Genomic DNA, 23,615 nt, shown 5'->3' with positions numbered 1-23,615 from the left:
AGCGAAGCGTTGATGGTCTAAACCGGTGGCCGACCGCCATTGGCGGTCAGTTTTTAAAGCCTTAATTGAGAGATTCATAAAGCAAAATTATGCCATTGCAACAAGTCTATTCTTTTCTATCCCGCATGAAATGGCCGACTTTTTCTGAGACCACCCCAAATGAAGCATACAATTTTTCGGCCAGGTCGGGTGATAATAGACCAATTCGGGTTCTGATTCTCATTGGCTTACTGTTTGTAATTGCCTTTCTGGTCGTTTATTTTCACCCGGATAACCAGGGTTATTCCTGGTTGTATGGGATGCTTACGGCTTCGGTTGTATTCAAGCTGCTGCGGCTGCTGCATGAGTGGTATCACTACTGGACGGTTATTCCACCCACCCCACCTGTCGTTAGCCGCACCTGGCGAGTCGATGTGCTGACGACCTATTGCGCGGGGGAACCCTACGAAATGGTGGTCAACACTCTGCATGCTATAAAACGCATTACCTACCCGCATACGACCTACCTCTGTGATGAAGCCAACGACCCGTATCTCCGGCAGGTCTGTCTCGATCTGGACGTTCGGCACATTACCCGTGTCCTTAAAACCGATGCTAAAGCGGGAAACATCAATAATGCACTTTTTGAGGCTACGGGCGATATATGCCTGATTATCGACCCTGACCATGTGCCCGTGCCCGATTTTCTGGATCACGTGCTACCCTATTTTGAGGAGCCGACGGTGGGATTTGTGCAATGCGTTCAGGGGTACTACAACCGGCAGCAAAGTGTTGTGGCGTTCGGCGCTACCGAACAGACCTACAGTTTTTACGGCCCCATGATGACCAGTATGGGTCAGTATGGGACAGCCCAGGCCATTGGTGCTAACTGCACGTTCCGGCGGTCGGCTCTCGACTCGATCGGTGGGCATGCCAATGGTCTCTCCGAGGACATGCATACGGCCATGCGGCTGCACGCCAATGGCTGGGAGTCGGTTTATGTACCGCTTCCCCTTTCGTTTGGATTGGTCCCGGCTACGCTTTCGGCCTATTACAAGCAGCAACTCAAGTGGGCGCGGGGTACGTTCGAATTGCTGGTTACGGTTTTCCCCATGGTTTTCAGTGGTCTATCGTGGCGGCAGCGACTTCATTATGGTTCCCTGCCGCTGTATTACCTGCTCGGCAGTGTTCAGCTGCTCGACCTGCTCATACCTATCCTGTCGTTGCTACTGATGCGGCTGCCGCTGAAAGTGGATCTGCTTTTGTTTGCAACCGCTTACATCCCCTTACTGCTGACGGGGTTCCTGATCAGGCAGTATGCACAGCGGTGGCTTATTGAACGGCATGAAGCAGGTTTTCATTTGGTGGGAGGTATACTGGCCAGCGGTACCTGGTGGGTCTACGTTCTTGCCCTGATCTATACCGTCTTTCGGGTAAAAGTGCCTTACATTCCAACACCTAAAGATGATCAACCCCGTAATAATTTCCGGCTCGTACTGCCCAACATTGTCATGAGCTTACTGACCCTCGGCGCTATTGGCTTCAGTGTGTACTGGTACGGTCGATTTGCGCTCAACAACATTTACTCCCAGCTGATGATTGGCTTTGGTCTGTTAAATGTCCTGATCCTGAGTCTGAACATAATCGTGGGTCAGGAAAAAGTGTTGTTGACCATTGGCAACTGGGTACAGCGTGTGTCGGCTCGCCGACCCGATTTCTACGGGTCCATTCGTTTGTCATCCTGGCACGTTCGTCATTGTCTGTATGGCTGGTTGCGTCTTTCGGCGGTCAGGCTGTTTGGGGTTGTCCTGCTGCTTTCGATCGGTATGGGACTGTTCGTATACCGTAAGAAAATCGACCCATTGCCGCATTTGGTCCGCTACGCCACGACACAGCCGTTTTACGTAGGGGTGTCGGCCCCTGGTGTCACGCTGCCTGCCAACCCCAACGCTTCGGCTATTGTCCCCCATCACCTTACCTGGCCGGTTCAGGCTCATGCTTCGATAGAGCCCCTGTCGGTGGATAGGACGAATCAGCTGCCCCTGCTCTATCTGGAGCCTGCCTGTGCTGGAATCCCAACGGCTGATACGATGCGGGCGTTTCTAAAAAGCATTTTGCAGGGTGACCGCGACGAAGCCCTTTCCCGCTTTGTGTGGCAGGTGAAGGCGTTCCGAAAGCCGGTGCTGGTGAGTTTTATGCCCGACTTCGACGATCCGGCAAAAGGGTGGTATGTGTCCGATGCACGGGATCTGCTGTTGATGCAGCAGGTGTGGCACTATCTGGTTCGGTTTTGCCGGACGCGCCATGCCAGTTCCATCGCCTGGATCTGGTGCCCGTCCCGACCCTCGACCCTCGTGTCGCACTATCCGGGCGACGCTTATGTCGACTGGCTGGGGGTTGCCGTAGTGAATGACCCGGCCCTGGCTCCCGATCATAAAAGCCACTCATTTGCGGCACTGTACCAGCTTTTCCACACTACCGTACGAACCCATCCGGATTACAGCATACGGCAGAAACCCATTCTTATCACCCGCTTAGGGTCGGCTACTGACATCAATGCGGCCCGCCGGTGGACACTCGACGCGGTTGAGTTGATGCGGGAGCGGTACCCAACGATTCGAGGTATCGTGTTTGCCGATCAGGAAGCGTTTGAGCGGCATAACTACCGACTACTGGCTACGCAGTCCAATCCGTAGCCACGGGGGTAGCCGCTACTGGTGGCTTCATTTCATCAAGGCCGTTTTGGCTTCACGGCAAATGAGAAATTTGCCGTCGAAACATGCCCGTGCGAATCGTATACGTTGGCAAACAGCCGGTAGGCACCTGGTTCGTCAGGAAGCCTGAAGCGAATGGTGGCAGCGCTTGCCGATGTGATCAGCCCGGTCAGCGGTGGTCGGGGCACGCCAATGTAGTCCGTTCCGGGTTGGGCGCGGGGCTTTACTTCCCACTCGTAGGTCAGGGAGTCATGTTCCGGGTCCTGAACGACAAAACGCGCTTCGTGTTCCTCAGGCGAACTGGGGTAGGAGCGATGCAGCTGTGGTTTGCCATCGATCAGCAGCGTTTGCACCACGGGTGCCAGGTTTGCCGGTTTGTTTCCCGACCAGAGTTCCTGCATTAGGTCGACCAGGGATGAGGCATGCCCTGCTTCGTCAAAGACACTGAACCAGGTATGGGTCTCTTCCTGTTTGGCTGCCCAGTAAAACAGGTAAGCCCCCAAACAGTTGGGGGGAGTTGAGCCAATGTGCCGCTGGTAGAAGTTTCGGACGCTGGTACGTTTTTGCTGGCTGTTGGGTTCGTCGGGTGCCCCCCAGGGCGAAACAGGGGTTTCCCAATAGGCGGGCGCGCCATATTCTGAGATCAGATACGGTTTCGTCCACCCTCCCTGTTTGAAAAAATCGGCCAGCTGTTCGGTCAGGGCGTATGAATTTACGGCCAGAATATCGAGATCCGGGCATCGCTGACTGACCAGCCACACGGCGCGTTTGCTATCCGGCGAAATGGCCGTGCTGACCGGGTGATTGGGGTCCAGTTGATGAACGAGCTTCGACAGGCGGTTGACTTCATCGTATACTTTCACATTGTCGGCTTCCTGTGCCCATTCGTTGCCTACACACCAGAGCAGAAGCGCCGGGTGATTCCGGTACTTAAGGATCGTTTTTTTTATGCGCTGGTATTGTCGTTCTACAGCCGCCTGATCTTCGTAATCGAAACTTTCCATTTCCCGCTCTACCCATAGCCCGAGCATGACCGTCAGGCCCATCCGCTGCGCTTCGTCCAGAATCTGGCCGGCATCCGCGTCGTCCCATACGCGGATGGAGTTACCCCCGGCTTCTTTCAGCTGTTCGAAATGGGAGATACCGCCCGCCCCTTTGATAAAGTACGGTTCGCCATAGCGCATCAACGCATAGGTATGGCCTGTCCATCGAATAGCCGTTGGTACAGCAGGGTCCGGATTAGTGTTGGGCGGGCGCTTCGACCGGGGCTGGCATCCATAACTCAGAGCGATGAGCATGTAGCTGAGCAACTGTATAAATAAGGGTAGTTGGCGGAATGAACTAATAATCATTACATCTTGACCGAATACCGCAAAAACGTCACGTTATTATGGGAGAAAATCTACTGAGTCTACCAAATCAGCGTACTTCTCACCTACTTAAATCGTATAACCAGTAACCTTCCCATCCTCCGATGAACGACTCACTTATTCAGGCAGCCCTACAACTGCGTCAGCATATCGACCAGTTTGCGACTTTGTCCGATGAAGAATGGAATGAACTGCTGCCTCACCTGTCCATCATACACCTGAAAAAACACCAGCTACTGGCAACCCAGGGGATAGTTGCCAATCAGGTAGGCTTTGTCCTGGAGGGCGTATTCCGGCAGTTTTATACCAAAGACGGCGAAGAACGCACCACGTATTTCTTCTTTGACCAACAGTTGATAGCGGCTTACATGAGCTGCATCACCGCCCGACCATCGCCGGTTAATATCGAAGCCCTCAGTGAGGCTACGTGTCTGGTCTTTCCTTACCCCGTCCTGAAAGCCCTGTTCAGTCAGTATGCGGGCTGGCAGGAATTTGGCCGGTTGTTTGCCGAATATGTGATGGTGGCTTTGGAAGAGCGGATGGCGGGACTGTTGATGCTCAGCCCCGAAGAACGCTATCTGGCCCTGCTGGAAGGCGATCAGCGGCACATCCTTCAGCGCGTTCCCCAGCATTACATTGCCACCTACCTGGGCATTACCCCCGTTAGCATGAGTCGAATTCGTAACCGAATCGTCGCCAAATAAGGGATAGCCGAACCGGTTGCCGGATGAACCGACTACGGGTGGGGCAAGGCCCGACCGAACGCGGCCAGACCGAACGCGGCCCGACCCGTTCTTATCTTTTGTTATCGTTTTGGCCCGAGGGGGACCGGTAGCTTTGTTGAACAAAAACAGACATAGCGATGGAGACGATAAAAGAAGCCGGTCAGACAACATTCATTAGCCAGGAGGTCGTGCTACCGGCCCCGGTGGAACCCAGTGGATTCGTCATTCACAACAACGAACTCAGCCAGCCAGCGAGCGGCCAGGTGATCGTGCGGGTAGAAGCCAGTGGCATCTCCTTTGCCGAGCAGGCCATGCGCCGTGACCGCTATCCGGGCCAGCCCGCGTTCCCCTTTGTGCCGGGTTACGATCTGGTCGGCACGGTAGTGGCCATTGGTCCAGACGTTGATGTCTCGTGGATGGGCAAACGGGTGGCCGCCCTGACCAAAACCGGGGGCTGGGCCAGCTATTCCCTGCGTGCTGCCAACGAGTTGTTGCCAGTTCCGGCTGGGATTGATCCGGCCGAAGCCGAAGCGCTGGTCGTCAATGGACTCACGGCCTGGCAGATGTTGCATCGGAAAGCCCACATTCGCGCGGGTCAAACCATTGTCGTGCATGGCGCCAACGGTGGTGTCGGCACAACCCTGGTACAACTGGCCCGGCACGCTGGCGTACGGGTCATCGGACTGGCTTCGCGTCGGCACCACGCTACCCTGAAAGAACAGGGCGTTGAGCCCGTGGATTATACCGATCCTGCCTGGGCCGATCAGATTCGGCAACTGGCACCGGATGGGGTCGATGCCGTTTTCGACAATGTGGGTGGTGCCGGTATTACACACTCCTTTCGCTTACTTAAACGGGGCGGAACGCTGGTGAGTTACGCCATTGCCTCGGCCATGCTGAGTAATAAATCGATGCTTGTTAACTTCATCGACCTGATCGCCCACTTAACCTGGTGGAACCTGTTGCCCAATGGTCGCCGGGCCTTGTTCTATGACGTCATGGCGGGTCGGGGTAGTCAGGCTTTTCAAAGCCGCTCACAGGACGATTTCGCCCAGGTAATGAGCTTGCTGGCCAGTGGTGTGCTCACCCCCCGCATTGCTGCCCGTTTTCCGCTGGACCACATTCAGCAGGCTATGGAACTGGCCGAATCCCGAACGGCATACGGGAAAGTAATCCTCATTCCCAACCATTCGAACGCCTGAACCAGCCGATGCCATGCAAAACAACACCTTAGAAAAGCACCATATTCTACTTACCGGCGGCAATGGTCTGGTTGGTAAGCCGTTAACGCAGGCCCTGCTTGAACAGGGACACCGGGTGAGCCACCTGAGTCGTACGCCATCCGTTATTCCTGGCGTTACCGTCTTCGGCTGGAATGTACCGGACCAACAGATCGATGCGCATTGCCTGGACGGGGTCGATACGATCATTCACCTGGCGGGTGCAGACATTGCGGCTGAGTCCTGGACGCCGGCCCGCAAGCAGGAGATTAGCCGCAGCCGTACCGAATCGATCCGGCTCCTTTACCGATTGATGGGCGAAAGGCCTCATGTTGTCAGCTCGGTTATCTCCGCTTCAGGCATCGCGTTCTACGGTGACCGATCCGATGAGATCCTGACCGAGCAAAGCGATCCAACATCCGATTTTTTAGGGAGTATCTGCCGCGAATGGGAGGCCGCTGTGGGGGAAGGGAAAGACCTGGGCCTGCGTATTGTTACATTTCGCACCGGGGTTGTACTTACCGAAGCAGGAGGGGCCCTGCCTTCGTTAGCGCCGATGGTCCAGTCGGGTTTTGGCGCTGCTGTTGGTAGCGGTCGCCAGTGGGTTCCCTGGATACACCTTCAGGACGTGGTAGGGCTCTATTGTCTGGGGGTTGAGGATGGCTCCCTGAATGGCGTATTCAACCAGACGGCTCCCGAACTGATCACCAACCTGCAACTGATGAAAGCCCTGGCCCGGCAATTACACAAGCCATTATGGATGCCTGCCATACACGCATTCATGCTAAAATTAAAGATGGGTGAACGAAGTGCTTTTGTGCTCAATAGCACCAGGGCCGTGCCACAGCAACAACTTCAGCAACGATACCGGTATGAATATCCCACGATTGATGAAGCACTGGCCGAAATTTATCCGTAACGGAGATAAGGCATAACCGGATGCACCGGACCGTGTCGATCAGCTATCGATAGCCTTAGTGCCAGTTTGCACGACTTCGCATAGTATTGCTTACTTACCCGACACGGTAATTACATCCCTTAGCAGGGAGGAGAAACCATCGCCTGGTACCCAACCCAACTGCACAATTTCATCGCTATGAATGTAGCCCGTAAAAATCATCGAAAAGCCGCACTCAGATTGTACGAGCGCGGCTTTTCGATGATTTTCACTAGCTATCAGTATATGCCAGCGATTACGTCAGTTTCATGTTGATGGGGTCCCAACGTACAATCTTTTTGGTGAAAAAACTTTCGTTACAGGACAAAGCGGGGGCCGCAGCCCGCAATCCAAACGTTGCATCTTCGATAACCGGCTTATTCGTCCGGATCGCATCGAAGAAGTTAGTGAAGTGGTCCAGATGGTCGTTATAACCGTCCGGGGCCTTAAAGACAATATCCGCTTTGCTGTTTCTTTTTCGCTGGTCGGCCGTCCATTTGGCATCATACTCCTGTTGCATTTTCTCCTGCATACTTTTCGAGAAGGTAAACAGCGAGTCATAGCCGCCAAAACCGGGCGCTTCTGGCATCAGGCTATGCTTGACGTTAATGTTATTGCCGATCACATCAATTACGCCTTCCGAGCCAACCAGCCGAATTACTTCCTGCCCACCCGTACCACTGATAAAATTCACCTGCAGGGTCAACTGAAACGCACTGTGCTCCGGACTTTCGGGGTATTGCATCACGCCCGACATCACATCGGGCAGGTTACGGCCATCTTTCCAGTAGCTGAACTGGCCCGTACTATAAATGCTTTTAGGGCCTTTTGAATTGGTTATAAAGTGAGTGCCACTCAGCAGGTGGATGAACAGGTCGCCTGCTACGCCCGTACCAACTTCTTTAAAGGCCCGCCACCAGAAAAACTTTTTGGCATCGAACGGCATTTTGGCTGTCACGCCAATAAACCGTTCCCAATCGGTTGTCATGGCATCCGCATCACTTGGAATCGTGTACTCCCAGGCACCAATTGAGCTTTGGCGGTCATATACGGCATTGACCATATTGAGCTTACCAATTTCACCAGCCGCCAGCAACTCTTTGGCTTTGGCGTACCCAATGCTACTCACGCGTTGGCTGCCTACCTGGAACACCTTACCCGCTTTTTTAGCGGCTGCTATGACCGGATAGCCCTCACTGATTTTGTAGACCATTGGCTTTTCACAATACACGTGCTTGCCTTTCGCCAGCGCGTCCTGGGTGATGCGGGCGTGCCAGACGTCATGCGTGGCAATAATTACCGCGTCGATGTCCTTCCGGTCTAAAAGTTCTTTATAGTTGCGGGTCGTATAGAGTTCGTTACCATATTGTTCTTTGGCGTTTTCAAGGCGGCCCGTATACAAGTCGCAGATGCCGGCCAATTCAACACCCGGCACTTTAAGGGCCGTATTGGCGTCGAAATGGCCTTGTACGCCGTATCCAATGACCCCCAATCGGATGGTATCATTGGCGGAGACCGGTCTTTCATACTGCAGGATGCGTACTTCAGCTTTTTCCTGAGCAGCCAGTGAGGACAAGGGCGAGGAAGCGGCCACTAAACTGGTCGCCCCAATTTGCTGCAAAAACTTCCTTCTGGAAGCTGAATTGTCTTTCTTCATGAGAAATACGAAATAGTAGTAAGGGTTACTTGACCAAGTAGCTGACGAAGGCAAATTTTTGACTCTCAGGGCTCCACGAAGGCACGTTGATCGTGCCCTGACCGCCATAAAAGACAGGGGTAATGTCTTTGATCGCTTTCGTTTTGAGGTTCATCAGGCGAAGTTTGACCTGTTTGCCAAATAAATGAGCTTGTTTTTCGTCGGACATATAAGCAATGTACACAATCCAGTTATTATCGGGCGAAGGATGGGCAAACCAGTTCGAATTTTCGTCGAAAGTAAGCTGTTCGGGTTTCGATCCATCGGCCAGCATCCGCCAGATTTGCATGTGACCGGTGCGGTAGGAGTTGAAATAAATATATTTCCCATCGGGCGAATAATCGGGTCCGTCGTCCAGGCCCTCCGTGTTGGTCAATCGTTTTTCGGTGCCCCCGTCAATCCCAACTGTGTAGATATCATAATTGCCATTTCGTTCGGCACAGTAGGCCACGGTCTTACTATCCGGGGTCCAGCCGTGCCAGTAGGAGGGAACGTCAGGGGTAAGTAGCTTCGGTTCTCCACCCGTAATAGGAACCAGGAAAACGGCTGATTTATAGGATTTCGCGGAAGGGTTGTTTCTGTCGTTGTGACTGACGACCAGCCATTTCTTGTCGGGCGAAATGCCGTGGTCGTTGTTGCATTGATTGGCAAAGCCGGTGTTGAGTTCGGCTATTTTTTTAGACGCCAGATCCAGGGTGAAGATTTTACCTTTGCTGTTAAGGACAAGGTAATTGTCGGGATGCCAGTTAGGGGCTTCATAATGGGCCTTGATGGTGAGCACGGTATCGATCCGGCCCGTTCTGATATCCAGCGTTTGAATAAAGCTGGTGGTGTCTTTCTTTGTTTGCGCCAGGGCACCCATCGAACAAAGGAACCAGCCGATGACCAGGGCGGGCCAGTTGACGTGAGGCTTGGAAATCAGTCGTGTTGTAAAATTCTTCATGAATACCAGGTTTAAGAATGCCGTAAGCAATTCGTTTAGGCAAATGTATCGTTTTGTTTGCATGGGTTAGTAGGCAGTTTCAGGGGGGGCAGTAATGACAGCCCCTGAAACTGCCTACTAACGAGAATTGGGGACTAGAATGAACGTAAACACAATCGAAGTAGCATTAACTCGTTTATTTTCAGCTAGTTGACATCGACATTATTCATTATTTACGTTAAACTATTGATGGAGCTACAGTTCCTTTGCCTGCCGGTTCAGATTCGTAGCGAACACCGGAATCCACGGTTGCCATAGTACGATTCGGCTCCATTATGGTATACGAATACATGGGCGTAGCGGTAGTCCGCAAAGATGGCTCCCCCCAGATTTCTGATCGCATCAGGCGTTTCTAGCCAGCTCGACGTCTTCATATCAAACGGACCGAGTTGCTGTAAGGCCCGGTACTGGTCTTCGTTTAGCAGCTCAACGCCCATGGCGGCAGCCATGTTCTGGGCGCTATTTTCCGGTTTATTCTCTTTTCTGAAGGCATGTGCCTGGTGGTCGTAGCAGACACTTCGCCGACCCTTGGGACTTTCCGCTGAACAATCAAAAAAGAGGTATTCATCCGTCTGTATATCATGACCAACCACATCGGGCTCACCACCTGTTTGTTCCATCGCATGGAGCGACCATAGCTTTTCAGGGTTAGCTTCCAGCTTTGCCTGTAGGGTGGTCCACTCCAAGTCCTGATGGCGGTTCATGTTTTTTTCAAAACGGGATTTCAGCGTAGCAAGCAGCGCTTCCTGCTGTTGGGATGACAATACTTTTTTTTCTCCATTCATAGGGTTGGTACCAGTCAATTAGGGTAGGAGTAAGGGACTATCTATCAAGAAGCAAAGTAGTCGGTTTTACTGTCCCCTTACATGCTGTTTTCTACAATGTTGGCTTCGAAACAGGCTGACTTAATCAGGGTATATGTATGGTCAACATTTATTCTTCTTCCTCCTGACTAGCCTGTTCCACGGCTTCAACGAACTCTTCGGTCGAAACGGTTTGAATATATGGATCATCAAGTTCTTCGGCTTGATCAGGGACGGTAGCGGGACTGGATAAACTCATTTTGATAGAAGTTGAGGGTAACAGACAGACTAAAAGTGTCCGAAAGTAAAGCCAAATACTACCCGTATGCTAGTAGCAGGGCTCACAGGACAAGCTTTATTTAATCGAAAATGATAGCGTTCCTTAATAATCAGGGCTTATATTAAGAAAACAAATGAGCTACACAGATTGATGTATATACATCAATCTGTGTAGCTTTGTAACTCCACTCAAATAAAAGCAATCAAAGTTATCCGGCACTTTTCTTTCATTTTAACACGTAAGATCATTCTATGAAAACGCTCGTATTGTTCTATTCCACGTATGGCCATCTTTGGAAAATGGCCGAAGCCATAGCCGAAGGTGCCCGTGAGGTCGCTGGTAATGAAGTAGTTGTTAAGCGCGTGCCTGAAACGCTACCTACCGAGGTACTCGACAAAATAGGGGCTACCGGCGCTCAGCAAGCATTCGCTCACATACCGGTCGTAACGCCCTCGGAACTGGTTGACTACGATGCTATCATCTTTGGTACCCCTACCCGCTATGGTAATCTGTGCGGCCAGATGCAGGCTTTTATGGACAGTACTGGTGGCCTATGGGCTACAGGGGCATTGGTAGGTAAAGTGGGGGGGGCATTTGTGAGCACCGCTACCCAGCACGGTGGCCAGGAAGAAACCATCCGTGCGTTCCACACCGAACTACTACACCACGGCTTCATTATCGTAGGTCTGCCTTACGCATGGCAGGGCCAGATGGGCCACACGGAAGTAACCGGCGGCACTCCCTATGGCGCAAGCACGGTGGCCGGTGGTCAGGGCGAACGTCAGCCCAGCCCCAATGAGTTGGAAGGAGCTCGCTTTCAGGGTAAGCACACCGCCGAAATCGCCCGCAAACTGGCAGTTAAGTAAAACAATATAAACTCCTGCCACCACAACGCCCAACTTCCGGGCGTTGTGGTGGCAGGACTATTTACAGGGTAAGCATGACGCTTCTGAAGTAGCTGCTATGACACTTGCTACACGTATTTCTGCCAGTTGTGTTGTTCTTTAAAGCCCAGCACTTCACGGATTTTGCGATTTGAAAACAAGGCTTCATGCTCCCCCATTTCGCGCGTGACAGGCACGTTCGGGAAGAACTTTTCAGCCAGTTCTTTCGTGGGGATGGTAGCGCCGTTTTCATCGTTTCCGGCATTGAAAACCTGATAACCAAGGCTATCTTTACTTAAACACAAATCCACGATCTGTCCCAGGTCACGCGCATCTATATAGCAGAAGGCATTCCGGCGTCGCACTTCAGGGTTCGCAAAATAGTGGGGAAACAGTTCAGCGTATTCGTGCGGCTCAATCACATTGCCGATACGAAGGGCATAAATATCGAAGCCTGACCGGCGTTGGAAGCTGCGTGCCGTCTTTTCATTGACAACCTTCGACAAACCGTAGCTATCCATGGGATCAACGTCATAATCCTCTTCCAGGGGCAGCACCGTAGGATTGGTTTTACCATCTGAAAAACAGATACCATAGGTAGTTTCTGAGGAAGCAATAATAATCTTTTTAATGCCTAGTTTAACGGCTGCTTCAATGACATTGTAGGTACCAATGGTGTTGATCCGAAACGTTTCATTATCAGGCTTGATCAAGATCCTGGGTACGGCAGCAAAGTGTACGACAGCATCAAATTTTGGTATGCCATTCCCTGGCTCCAGTTCATCCAATCCGGCATACGAACTCATGGCATTAAAAATCTGACCGGAGTCCGTAATGTCTGCTATCAGATTATCTACCCCTGGGTGATTCAAAGGCATCAGGTCTACATTCATCACGTTGTGCCCCTGATCGAGCAGGTAGGAAATGACGTGCTTTCCTGCTTTTCCGGATCCCCCTGTAAAAAATATTCGCTTTTTAGTCATGTATTCTTCTGTTAACCAATGGTTTCCTTTTTACTAACCGATACTATTTGCGCTGCTTAATAGCGGCTGACCGTCTATGACCTACAGTTCGTAAGTTCTACCCTAAATGAAGGTAAACTGTTTACCCGTAAAAAAAGATTCTGTTTACCGTACTGTAGATGCGGAGAAATTAAGTCGGGCGATTCAAGTTTACCAATGAAACAGTCGGTTAATAAAATTAACTGCACTAGTCAATCTGGTCACACTGATCGAAACCCTGACTTGGCCACTCAATGAAAGAAACGGGGCAAACTCGTTTCTTCATCGGTGGGTAATACCGGCTCCTGACTTGATGTTATCACCTTGACCCGTCCAGTAGGATCGACTAAAAAGCCAACCGGTGGCTGAGAAACGGTAGGGGGTTGCTTATCTAGATAGGCATCCAGTAGCTGACGAAATTGCGCAACACTGGCGGGGTCGTGCTCACTCAGTTGGACCAGTATGAACCGATTAAGCACATACTGAAAGAATACCAGTTCGGCCCATCGGTCGTGCCCCAAAACACTTACATATTGACGCTGGGCAACAAACGCGTAGCCTACATACTGCTCGAGGAGCGTTTTCCTGATGTTGGCGAGCCTGGTGCGCAACGGCTGTGGTGCGTTCGACCCAACCTGAGTAGGGGAGAGACCGGCGGGAGCAAGGGTAGCTATTTTTTTGACGCCAGCCAGCAAATGATCCTCGCCCAGGGCAGTCTGGTAATAATATCGGGAGTTAACCAGGCGTTGCAGAATCCTGACCGGCCATCGCTCGTCGGCTGCCTGCTGAATGTAAAAAGCCCGTTCCTGCTTGTTTTCCAGCTGCATCAATATTCGGTAATGGGACCAGCGTAGCTCTGTCCGAAGATAGTTTCGAAGGTTTGGCAATTCTCTCCCAGTTGTGGAGAGAATTGGAAATGCCAAATAAAACTGTTTGAAACGCCACATATTGGGTAGGCTATACCCCTTACCGAATTCCTGCGTTAGGCGTTGTGACAAAATTTCGATCAGGTGGATGCCATAATCGGCCCGTTCCTGCCCGTCCTGTTCGGTCTCCACAACGATCCGGCCGATATGCCAGTATGCTTCGACCAAAGCGAATTGTGGATTTGGATCAAGTGATTTTTGCTCCGTGTCGACCAGCATCCGCAGGTAACGAAACAGCGCTGTATATTCTGGTTGAGGACTATCCATAGGGCCGCAAACTTGGCAATTATTTACGAGTCTGCCACGTGATTTTACTACTGGAACATAGTTAGTAGTTGACAATTATTTTTTGCGTGTATTCCTTACCGCATTGATCAATACAAACCAGATAGTTGCCCGCTGGAAGCGCCTGTAAGGAAAGTTGAATCCTATTCGAAGAAGTGATGACATACGCAGGACGATACATCAGGGACCCGTTTGTGATTGAGACACCCAACGTAGCACAACGCGTATCGATTCCACTAATAGTGAGCGTGCCAGCTGTTGGATTCGGGAAAGCGGTTATTTCTGAGAAACCGGTAGTCGAAACGGCCAATGGCGGATCCTGTCGTCTGATCAGGGCCACCCAATCTTCACCGGGCGCACTCGGTGGGTTACCAATGGTCAACGAACCGCCACCCACCAACCAGCCCACCGATCCGGTTTGCAGGTCCCCTCCTTGACGTGGATCATACCACTGGACGCGGTAACTAGCTGTATTGGGTAGCGTGATGGCCGTACTTCCGCCCTTATTCAGGTATATTAGGTACGTGTCTCCCTCTTTACCCAATAGCCAGCCATTGCTTGTGTTAGTCAGTCGTTTCAGCGTTGGCAGCGGCACATATTTTTTAAAGAACTCAAGGGCGTAGCGTGTGTAGCGCCACATCTTCGCCCGCGAGCGATAATCCTGCGCGGTCAAATCTGTCTCGCCGGTATCGTACCCAAAGTAATACTCGACACCGGCACCGGAAGCCATCAGGTTTCCCCACAGGACGGCCCTGCGAATGGAGTCCTGATTATCAACGACCAACCCTCGGTTCCCGGTGTAATCCGCATCAGCGGCAACACCCGCGTTGGCACTTCCCTGTTCGTCATTGGCGACAACCCACTTCCGGCCTGCCCTGGCCGAATTTTCAACCCATTTGCGGGTTTCCTCGTATACGTTGAACCAGTCGGTTTGCACAGAAGCGCCCGTATAGTTTGACGCGTTACCCAACAAAGGGGTATACACTTTATTTTGCTGCCCCCTGTTTGTATGAACAACAATGGGATGTTTATACGGATCATGCTCCCAAATGTAGGCCGCCATATCCTTCCGCTGCTGGTCCGTTTGGGTGTTTTCCTCACCAACATTCCAGTTCATGGCCAGATGGTGACTAAAACGGGCAATCAGCTCCCGGTAGTAAAGTTTCCGCTGAATCCCTACGTTACCCCCATCCAGCAGGTTGTTATTTTCCGTTTCCTGTGTTTTTACATGCAGATACATGCCCATTTTATCGGCATGATCAAAAACGATCTCCCACTGATCGAGCTTTGAGCAGTCGAAGCGGGTAAAGTCAGTGGTCGTTAAATAGGGATACACATTTTTATCGTCCCCGTTTATGTTCATCGTCAGGAACGAAAAGGCATTCAGTCCCTGGCTGGCCAGGTAGTTGACGGCACCAATAATTCCCTTGCCTTTGCCTCCCTTCCAGCCAGGGTCGCCCTCTTTCCAGTCTATCAGATGCGGACTCCAGCTTTTCCGTCTGCGGCCATTATCTGGCGTGTTATCAAAATCCTGATACGCCAGGAAGTTTTCGGGGGAGTCGACGCCACCTTTCAGGAAATATTCGCCCGTTTCTGCAAATTGAAGGTAGTGTTCGCCGGTATAATTCAATCGGCCTTTGCCCCGCAGATCGAGTCCGTTTTTATCGGTAGCCGCTACGACAAAGGTACCGGTCTGACCATCTATATTCCCGACAGCCGTCCCCGTCAAAAGATCATCGTTCACGGCAATATTCATTCCGGTTCTCATGGATATCGAGTAGGTCCAGGTACCAATCTCGTCGGGGGTAAAATGAACTTTCCAGCTGGTTCCAGACCCGGCACTTGTCTCTGCCGACATGCCATCGGCCGCAAAATACCCGGGCACCAGGTATTTCCGTGTACCATTCGTAAAGGTTACATTCAGTCGATACTGGAGAAACGGATTAGTTACGGCTGTCTCGTCAGACGCCGGGCCATCGATAAGCAAGGTGATTTTGTGCCATTTCTTTAAATCGCCTGCTACCGTTACCTTACCTGTACCATCTATACTGCTTCCTCCACTCAGGCTACGGGCCACAACCAGGAAGGTAATGGTCAACGGGGTACCTGCTTCTCCTGTATTAGTATAGGGGGTTGCTGTCAGCGTATGTAGGCCCAGAGACGGAGTCCAGGAATTGTAGTTGCCATTCGAATCGCCCGCCAGGGTAAACGGGGCTTCTGTTTCCGTCCGGTAATTGTCTTTCCCGTCAAGCGAGAACACTACTTTAGCACTAGCCGGTCCATTAGTATTGGCCCGTATGTTGAGTTGAACACCAACAATTTGCAGGTTAATTGTATCGCCATTTATCAACTTATTGAGATCGGCCCCGGTAGCCGCATCGACCAGGGTAAAGCCGGTAAGGCCATCAGCGTAGGCCGTTAACTGCCCTGCCCACAGGAGCAATATATAGCTCATAAAAAGCTTCCACGGCATGAACACACCTAAAAGTTTTTCCATAAAAATGATGTGGCTGGCAACAAATGGCAATGGCTTGCTTAACGAAAAGCCGTATATATAAAATAATTAACGAGTATTCATTGGTAAATAATTACCTCATTATAAGGCAGTTAATGGTATTTTATAGCAGTTGGATATAGTATGTAAAGCGACCGACTTACAAGATATAAGACTATCTCATACAACAATACAATTCAGGCAGGATGCGTCTATATAACCAGAATCCCAACACGTGTGGCCTACGCTGGCGAAATGAAACTCCATCTCAACTCGGCCAACATTTCGGGATAATAGTACGGCTCTCTTTGAGACGACAGGAGTAGCAGCGTCCGGACAATTGCGTTGATTTACTCAAGACGAAATAGGCGTACCTGCCTGAACCAACCGGTACATCACCTCTTACCGAAGACGTAGACGAAATGCGGCAACTATTTACAAAACCACAGCACTTTGCCGCCAGACCTCCAGCGCTCTGCGGTCGAATTCATCAAGAACCGTTATCTAAACGAATACTACTTTTTATTATCTCTTCTGGTTGTACATTGCCACAGCGTAGTCATCACTGCACCGGGAAACTGAAAAAACTTGATATTTTGACACGATATTTTTTGGATGAAATAATCCAGTAGTGAAATTATGTTGGGTGTTTTAAACAGTTGGTTTCAATCGGGTATGATAGCCCTACCCACTCATTTTTCTTTGTTTTTGCATTAGGTCCAATAATTAAGAGTTATCGGACCTAATAATTTTAGTATACTTGCATTATGAAGTCTCAGTCCCGCAAAAACGATAAATCAAAAAACAGTTTGTTGCTGTTGCCAACGGTGGCCGACACGGAGAAAAGTGTGTCGACCTTACGGAGCAAAGTAACCGATTATTTACAGCTGGGTCTGGAAGGAGCTTCCAATACCCGTCGGGCTTATGCCGCTGACCTTCGGCATTATCGACAGTGGTGCCAGACGCATCAGGAGCGACCCGTTCCCATACCAACCGAAGCGCTTTGCATGTATCTGGCCTTCGCAGCCGAAACCGACAAGTGGGCTACCATCCAGCGACGTCTGTCGGCCGTTCGCAAACTTCACGATTTGCAGGGGGTCGACTACCCGGTCCAGGATCGCCAGGTACAGACCGTGCTGGAAGGTATTCGCCGGACAATAGGCGTGCGTCAGCAACAGTCGCCCGCTTTTTCCGTTGACGAATTCCGGGAAGTGATTCAAAGCCTCGACGTAACCAATCCCCAACAACTCCGCGATAAAGTCGTCTTGTTACTCGGATTTACAGGGGCATTCCGTCGATCGGAACTGGTTGCACTCAATCTGGAAGATCTGCTGTTTACCAGTGAAGGTGCTATCATTCGAATGCGCCGGAGTAAGACCAACCAATATGGCGACCATGAAGAGAAAGCACTCTTTACCCACGCGGATGCTGATCTTTGTCCGGTCCAGACACTACATCATTGGATGGCCCAGCGCCCAGAACGGGGACCATTACTGGTACGGTTCCGTAAAGGCAGCGAGCCGGGTCTGGTACGGCTAACCAACGAGCGGCTTTCTGATAAAAGTGTAGCGCGGCTGGTAAAGCACTACCTCGGTGAACAGTATTCGGCCCATTCGCTACGGGCGTCTTTTGTAACGATTGCCAAACTGAATGGCGCCGACGATCTGGAAGTGATGCAGCAAACCAAACACAAGACCTCAGCAATGATTCAGCGGTATACCCGTGTTGCTAACGTCACTAAGTTTAACGCCGGCAAGAAGCTGGGGTTGTGATCGTTGCCTGGCTACTACCGGGAAAGTGACGAACTGTAGTCCAGCCGTTCTTACTGCCCAACCTCCAGGCGATAGACGGGGTACCGATTGAAGGTCTTTTCGAAATACGGGGTTCGCTTGTAGATGAACTCCAGCTGGGCGTCGCCATTTTCGGAGAAAGCTTTGTCGGAGGCCCGTTTGCTGGCTAGCTGCTGGCGAAGGGCGGGATCTTTCTTCAGCAGGTCGGCCGCCGTATCTTCAAATATATAATTCGAGAAATACTCCTTCTGGTCCAGCACGCTATCGAAGAAGTTCCAGACAAAAAACGAATCCATAGCCTGCGGCTCCAGCGTTTCGATGAGGTAACGATTGGCTGGCTGATTGGCTGGGATAACGTAATCACCTGTGTAGAACTGAATGCGTTGAGCCTCCGCATGAACCGTCACACCCGAGTGGATATAATGGCCCTCGTACGGACGGGGACTTGTTTTGTAGTCATCCAGATAATAAGCCGATACAGCCATCACCGTATCGCGGGAAAGTGCCTGCATCCTGACGCCGTTCCGTTTTAACAGCGTAATGACCTCCTGCCAGCCCTGAGGAATCACATAAGCCGTGGGTTTGTTCAGTTGGAGGGCGGCTACAAAGGTGTTTTGATAGGGGATGCGTTTGGTAAATGGCCTGGAACGATCGTAGTATAGTCGCTTCATACCCGACACCTCACTCGGTTTATAACCAGCTTCGTAGCCCAGAAACGTGATCGAATCCGTTTGTGTACGGTCAAGCTGGTAATTGAGTTTAAATGTTGTCTGTCCACTGACGGCTGCGTCGGCTCGCTGCTTGTTGGCAAGAATAGTCGGGGCATCTCGCTCACACAGGCGCAACACGGCTTCATCGAACGCATAACTGCCTTTTACCCTCGCCGGATAATCTTTCCACATATGCGTTTCGAGCGTAAACCCGAAACAGTTGAACAGCGCAGCATAGCCCGTTGAATACCGGGGAGAGTCATTATACCCTAACAGACCACTTTCTGGCGTATCCCTGGGATGGTTCACGTAAGGTGCCGGTGGAAACCCTTTTTCCGTCAGCAGCTTATCGAGTTCCGGCTGAAACGTTTGCGCCATATAACCCGAGATGGTTGGATGAAGCTTATCTTTCTGCGTAGCAAAATAGGTAACCACGTGCTGGTAATCGGCCCCGTTGCTGGTATGATTATCGATGAAGATGTGTGGCTTTAGCTGTTGAAAGATGGCCTGAAACGAACGTGTGTTCTCAGCGTCTGCCTTAATGAAATCACGATTCAGGTTCAGGTTGCGGGCGTTACCGCGAAATCCATAGGTAGCTGGCCCGTTCTGATTCACCCGCGATTCACCCCGGTTCAACGAGCCATCTACGTTCAGGACAGGTATTATGGCCAGCAGCATCTTTTTCGGCAGTCTGTTCGACACCAACAGGTCACGTGCCATCATCATACAGGCATCGATCCCTTCTGGCTCGCCCGGGTGAATGCCGTTGTTGATGAGCAACGTTACCCGGTCGGGGCGGGCTGTAAATTGTTTGTCGGCCGAGAGCAACAGGATATGCAGCGGTTTACCAATGTCCGTTTTACCTATCACAACCAGCTTGGCCTGATCGAATTGCTTATCCAGGCGCTGGTAGAAATCAATGATCTCGGCGTAGGTCGCTGTTTCTTTCCCCTGACTTCGTTCATAGGGCGTAACGAAGGCGGAGCGTGACTGAGCAAAAACGGAGGTGCCCAGTAAACAGAGCATCAGGCGAAACGGAATTTTCATAGGCAGGAATGTATGACGGCCCTAAATTACCCCAAACCCGGCAAACTAGTGAGCAGATGCCCTGATCCTACCGGTAACGTAGCGTTCAGACAACACTAATCAGGTATAAATGCCTGACACGAAACAGCCAAAAACGTGGATTTTCTAACGAATTGGAAGTATTCCCAAAAGTGACAGTTGCTGACTCAATTGTGACAGCCCCTTCCCGCTGCACAGCCGACCTTTGATCTATCAAAACAGACAAATTAATTTAACTCGATAGATCATGAAAACGCTCATCAAACCACTGCTCGTTGCTTTCTCCCTGTTCCTGGTTAACAACTCAACCAGCCACGCTCAAGCGCTTACCTATCCCCAACCCTCAGCTTCTTTCCAAAGCGGGATCTTCACAACCGCCGAAGGAAAAATTCAGGTTTCGCTCGACAAAAAAACAGGCCAGCGAGTCGATGTTCGACTGACAAATGCAGCCGGTCAGGTACTTTTCGTTCACCAGCTGACCAAACAACAACAGACCGCCCGACTGCGTCTGGACGTAAGCAGCTTACCAGACGGTCCCTATCAATTGATCATCACCGATGGTAAAGAAACCACCCGCCAGTCAGTGACCCTGAACACGAAGCAAGCCCAGGAGTCTAATCGCCTGGTGGCCATTAATTAACCCGTACACAGCGCGTATTACGCGAGTGCCCGCTGGCAAGAACCCCGTTAGTTCCCTGCTAACCCGGCCTTGCCAGCGGGCACTCGCGTGAACCAGTCGCGATAGGCCCGCTATCGGTTGTCCTGTTGTACCTTAGCGCTCACGATATATAATTGACCCGATAGGTCTTATCTGGTTTTATGACATCATGGCACTTAAAATCCTTCTGGCTGATGATGAGGCTGATATCTATGCCTTGTTCGAGCAGCGCTTCCGCCGTCAAATTCATTCCGGCACGTTTCAGTTCGTCGTGGCTCGAAACGGGCAGCAAGCACTGGACATCCTTCAGCAGGACCCGGAAGTGGATATAGTGCTGGCCGATATCAACATGCCGGAGATGGATGGGCTTACGTTGCTGGAACACATTGCTTTACTCAATTTCGTGCTGCCAACCATACTGGTAACCGCCTATGGTGATATGGCGACCATACGAGAGGCCATGAATAAAGGGGCCTTTGACTTTATAACCAAGCCCATTGACTTTAACGACCTCGAACGCACCATCCATAAAGCGCAGCAATACAGTCATCAGCTACGGCAGGCCCAGGAGCTTAAAGCGCTGGATGCAATGAAAAACCGGTTCTTTGTCAACATTACCCACGAGCTACGCACCCCCCTGTCGCTGATTCTCGCCCCTACCAACCAGCTCCTGGAAGAAACCAACCTGACGGAATCTCAGCAACAGCGATTGATGAGCATCCGCCAGAACGCCCGTCAACTCCTGCGGCTTATCAATCAGCTGATGGACCTTCACCAGTTGGATGGCCTGCCGGTCGATGAAGCACAGGAAGTGGGCGATCTTACCGGCTTTGTAGCGCAGGTTGTAAGCCTGTTTGAGCCTTCTGCTACCATCAAAAATGTGTCCCTCCGCTACCAGACCGATTTACCGGCGGGTAATTACCGATTCGATGCAGGCAAATGGGAAACTATTCTATACAATTTACTGACCAACGCCATCCGGTTTACCCAGGCTGGCAGTGTTACCGTTGGGCTGTATGAGTCCCCCACAGGTGTTCGCTTATCGGTGCGCGATACGGGCATTGGTATTACAGCCCACAAACTCCCGCATATCTTCGATCCCTTTTTTCAGGGCGACAACCAGCGCATCAGGTCCAGCGATCCCACCGGAGTTAGTCTTGCGCTCGTTAAGGCGTTGACCAGGCGATTGGGTGGTCAGATTCTGGTGGAGAGCCAGGTGGATATAGGTACTGAATTTGTCGTTGAACTACCCCTGCAGCGTACCGGCTGGGGAGGGCAGGAGCCGAATCTGGCCATTCCTACCCTACAGATCGACCTGCCTCAATCCAACTTTCTACCCCTTGGCCCACCTTCGGAAAATACCCACGAAACCCCGCCCTTGCTGCTGATCGTTGAGGAAAACGCCGAACTGCTGGAATACATGGTCGCTGAGCTTACCACCACCTACCGCGTCCGGACAGCCAGCACCGGCTATCAAGGCTGGGTCATTGCGAAAGAAGAACTTCCAGACCTTATTATTACCGATTTGCTGATGGCAGGTCTGGACGGCTATGCCCTTATAGAGCGGCTCAAAGCTGACCCGGCTACAGATCACATTGCAACGATTTTACTGACAGGCCGGGCAGATGATACGAGCCGACTGAAAGGGTTGGCAGTCGGGGCAGATGACTATTTGACCAAGCCATTTCATTTGGGTGAATTGCGTTTGCGGCTGCATAATTTACTGGATCGGCAGCAACGAGTAAGGGATAACTACCGGCAGCAGCTGGCCCAGCCCGATCGGTCAGCGTTATCACAGGCGGTGGGTGATCAGTTCCTGGGTCGGTTGTATCGGCTGATCGATCAGCGACTCGATGATTCAATGCTTAGTGTGGAATGGCTGGCCGACCAACTGGCCATGAGTCGCAAGGCGTTATACCTGAAGGTTCATACCTTGACCCATTTATCGCCTGTCGAACTCATCCGGCAATACCGGTTGCGCAAAGCCATTGATCTCCTGCGAGCAGGCCATGGCGTTTCCGAAACGGGTTATTTGGTGGGTTTCGACTCACCCTCTTATTTCACGCGGGTGTTCAGGCAGTTTTATCAGCAGACTCCAACCGATTACCTCAAACAATAGTGTTGAGTCATTGACCGATGCAGCAAGCATTCGTCTAGCGCGGGAGTTGCCCGCTCAACAACAGCCGTTAGTCGTTATCGGCTGTTGTGACACGCGCTGCCGTAAACTGGCTGCCTGAATGTCTGGATGTTGAGCGGCCAAAATCCACCTGTTTCGTTTGCCCCGGTTTGAGTCGTACGGCAAATCGCTGAAGCGTCGAGTCAACCATTTGTCCTTTCTTATCCTTGAAATAAAGAGTTAGAGAAATCTGGCTATAGGTAAAGTTCTCGGATCGATTGGTGATGTCCAGCCCGGTTCGCTCAGTTAATCTGGAGCCAGGCTGCTTTCGATCACCCTGAGGCTTGTTGGCGCTTGTATTGACTACCAAATCCCGCATAGCATTAGGCTGGATAGTACTCGTTACCGGACTTTCGTTGCGACCACAACCCGCACTAACTAAACTTAGAAGTAGAATGATAAACGGTAAGACGGGAGCCATGCTGTTTTTTAAAATGGTCGCTTACATGTTCAAGCTATAATGTCTGTGTAGGGTTTATAAAGCTGATTGAATGGTACGAAATTCGCCGAATTCGTTCGGTAGCAACGCGCTTTTACTGGTGAATTGATGTTCCGGAAATTATCCGTTTAACGGCCACTGCGCCATCCTGCCAAATAGACATTACCTCCTCCCGGATAAACTATAATAAGCTACTAGTCTACTGGATAAGTAGTGTTATGTTACTGCTCATCCAGTATTTTAAAAAAATATTCTTTGAAAGAATAATAATATTTTCAGCCGGATTTAAATCCAGAAGGTTGTAATTCTACGTACAGTACTATGTAACTTTTACTTAGCCCGTATCTCTCCCGATTAAGTAGATGCCAAGGGCTCGTCAAATCAACAGAATGATCTTTTCTCTTCACCTTAAACTGAAAGCCGCCCGAAAAAACACGATACGTCTCCCCACGCTACCACTGATGTGGTAGTTGCCAGTTAC

Annotated in this window: 18 protein-coding genes; 8 read left to right on the top strand and 10 right to left on the bottom strand. The window is 51.1% G+C overall.

What is annotated here, in order from left to right:
- Positions 1-89 precede the first annotated feature (89 nt).
- On the top strand, positions 90-2,675 hold the full coding sequence (locus tag FH603_RS25500; RefSeq protein ID WP_244968035.1) for a glycosyltransferase family 2 protein: 2,586 nt from the start codon (positions 90-92) through the stop codon (positions 2,673-2,675).
- A 35-nt stretch (positions 2,676-2,710) separates the two neighbouring features.
- On the opposite strand, the gene FH603_RS25495 is transcribed toward FH603_RS25500, so the two are convergent.
- Positions 2,711-3,991, bottom strand: a complete 1,281-nt coding sequence (locus FH603_RS25495) for a glycoside hydrolase family 2 TIM barrel-domain containing protein (protein ID WP_244968034.1) — start codon at positions 3,989-3,991, stop codon at positions 2,711-2,713.
- A 176-nt stretch (positions 3,992-4,167) separates the two neighbouring features.
- Here FH603_RS25495 and FH603_RS25490 point away from each other — a divergent pair, with 176 nt between their 5' ends.
- The 3 genes from FH603_RS25490 (at position 4,168) to FH603_RS25480 (ending at position 6,927) form a co-directional block, all read left to right on the top strand.
- Positions 4,168-4,767, top strand: a complete 600-nt coding sequence (locus FH603_RS25490) for a Crp/Fnr family transcriptional regulator (RefSeq protein WP_186741629.1) — start codon at positions 4,168-4,170, stop codon at positions 4,765-4,767.
- A gap of 158 nt (positions 4,768-4,925) precedes the next feature.
- Positions 4,926-5,990, top strand: a complete 1,065-nt coding sequence (locus tag FH603_RS25485; RefSeq protein WP_186741627.1) for a medium chain dehydrogenase/reductase family protein — start codon at positions 4,926-4,928, stop codon at positions 5,988-5,990.
- 13 nt (positions 5,991-6,003) lie between these two features.
- Positions 6,004-6,927: a TIGR01777 family oxidoreductase gene (locus FH603_RS25480; RefSeq protein WP_186741625.1), complete on the top strand. Its 924-nt coding sequence runs from the start codon at positions 6,004-6,006 to the stop codon at positions 6,925-6,927.
- Between the two features lie 274 nt (positions 6,928-7,201).
- Here FH603_RS25480 and FH603_RS25475 read toward each other — a convergent pair whose 3' ends face one another.
- From FH603_RS25475 to FH603_RS29020, 4 genes are all read right to left on the bottom strand, one after another.
- Complete coding sequence (locus FH603_RS25475) at positions 7,202-8,602, bottom strand: Gfo/Idh/MocA family protein (RefSeq protein WP_186741623.1); 1,401 nt, start codon at positions 8,600-8,602, stop codon at positions 7,202-7,204.
- Positions 8,603-8,627: 25 nt separating this feature from the next.
- On the bottom strand, positions 8,628-9,584 hold the full coding sequence (locus tag FH603_RS25470) for a TolB family protein (RefSeq protein ID WP_186741621.1): 957 nt from the start codon (positions 9,582-9,584) through the stop codon (positions 8,628-8,630).
- 257 nt (positions 9,585-9,841) lie between these two features.
- Entirely contained in the window at positions 9,842-10,408 is a 567-nt protein-coding gene (locus FH603_RS25465) for a DUF4256 domain-containing protein (RefSeq protein WP_186741619.1), read from the bottom strand.
- Between the two features lie 148 nt (positions 10,409-10,556).
- Entirely contained in the window at positions 10,557-10,685 is a 129-nt protein-coding gene (locus FH603_RS29020; RefSeq protein WP_262891313.1) for a hypothetical protein, read from the bottom strand.
- 272 nt (positions 10,686-10,957) lie between these two features.
- Here FH603_RS29020 and wrbA point away from each other — a divergent pair, with 272 nt between their 5' ends.
- Positions 10,958-11,572, top strand: a complete 615-nt coding sequence (wrbA, locus tag FH603_RS25460; RefSeq protein WP_186741617.1) for an NAD(P)H:quinone oxidoreductase — start codon at positions 10,958-10,960, stop codon at positions 11,570-11,572.
- 107 nt (positions 11,573-11,679) lie between these two features.
- Here wrbA and FH603_RS25455 read toward each other — a convergent pair whose 3' ends face one another.
- From FH603_RS25455 to FH603_RS25445, 3 genes are all read right to left on the bottom strand, one after another.
- Positions 11,680-12,573, bottom strand: a complete 894-nt coding sequence (locus FH603_RS25455) for an NAD-dependent epimerase/dehydratase family protein (RefSeq protein ID WP_186741615.1) — start codon at positions 12,571-12,573, stop codon at positions 11,680-11,682.
- A 269-nt stretch (positions 12,574-12,842) separates the two neighbouring features.
- Positions 12,843-13,784, bottom strand: coding sequence for a DUF1016 N-terminal domain-containing protein (locus FH603_RS25450; protein ID WP_186741613.1), 942 nt, complete (start codon positions 13,782-13,784; stop codon positions 12,843-12,845).
- A 61-nt stretch (positions 13,785-13,845) separates the two neighbouring features.
- The gene (locus tag FH603_RS25445; protein ID WP_208493193.1) at positions 13,846-16,299 is read right to left on the bottom strand and encodes a DUF5060 domain-containing protein; all 2,454 of its coding nucleotides are present in this window, start codon (positions 16,297-16,299) and stop codon (positions 13,846-13,848) included.
- Positions 16,300-17,063: 764 nt separating this feature from the next.
- Here FH603_RS25445 and FH603_RS25440 point away from each other — a divergent pair.
- On the top strand, positions 17,064-18,068 hold the full coding sequence (locus FH603_RS25440) for a site-specific integrase (protein WP_186741611.1): 1,005 nt from the start codon (positions 17,064-17,066) through the stop codon (positions 18,066-18,068).
- Positions 18,069-18,118: 50 nt separating this feature from the next.
- Here the strand turns inward: FH603_RS25440 and FH603_RS25435 are convergent, their stop codons facing one another.
- The gene (locus FH603_RS25435; protein ID WP_186741608.1) at positions 18,119-19,843 is read right to left on the bottom strand and encodes a M14 family metallopeptidase; all 1,725 of its coding nucleotides are present in this window, start codon (positions 19,841-19,843) and stop codon (positions 18,119-18,121) included.
- 265 nt (positions 19,844-20,108) lie between these two features.
- Between FH603_RS25435 and FH603_RS25430 the strand changes: the two genes are divergently transcribed.
- Together FH603_RS25430 and FH603_RS25425 are read left to right on the top strand one after the other, a co-directional pair.
- Positions 20,109-20,501, top strand: coding sequence for a T9SS type A sorting domain-containing protein (locus FH603_RS25430; RefSeq protein WP_186741606.1), 393 nt, complete (start codon positions 20,109-20,111; stop codon positions 20,499-20,501).
- 187 nt (positions 20,502-20,688) lie between these two features.
- Complete coding sequence (locus tag FH603_RS25425; protein WP_186741604.1) at positions 20,689-22,638, top strand: response regulator; 1,950 nt, start codon at positions 20,689-20,691, stop codon at positions 22,636-22,638.
- A 67-nt stretch (positions 22,639-22,705) separates the two neighbouring features.
- Here FH603_RS25425 and FH603_RS25420 read toward each other — a convergent pair whose 3' ends face one another.
- The gene (locus tag FH603_RS25420) at positions 22,706-23,116 is read right to left on the bottom strand and encodes a hypothetical protein (protein ID WP_186741602.1); all 411 of its coding nucleotides are present in this window, start codon (positions 23,114-23,116) and stop codon (positions 22,706-22,708) included.
- Between the last annotated feature and the right edge of the window lie 499 nt (positions 23,117-23,615).

This window comes from Spirosoma utsteinense, assembly GCF_014282275.1.
Classification (GTDB): Bacteria; Bacteroidota; Bacteroidia; order Cytophagales; family Spirosomataceae; genus Spirosoma; species Spirosoma utsteinense.
The sequence above is the reverse complement of the archived record's forward strand: the minus strand, read 5'-3'. Positions and strand labels throughout refer to the sequence as shown.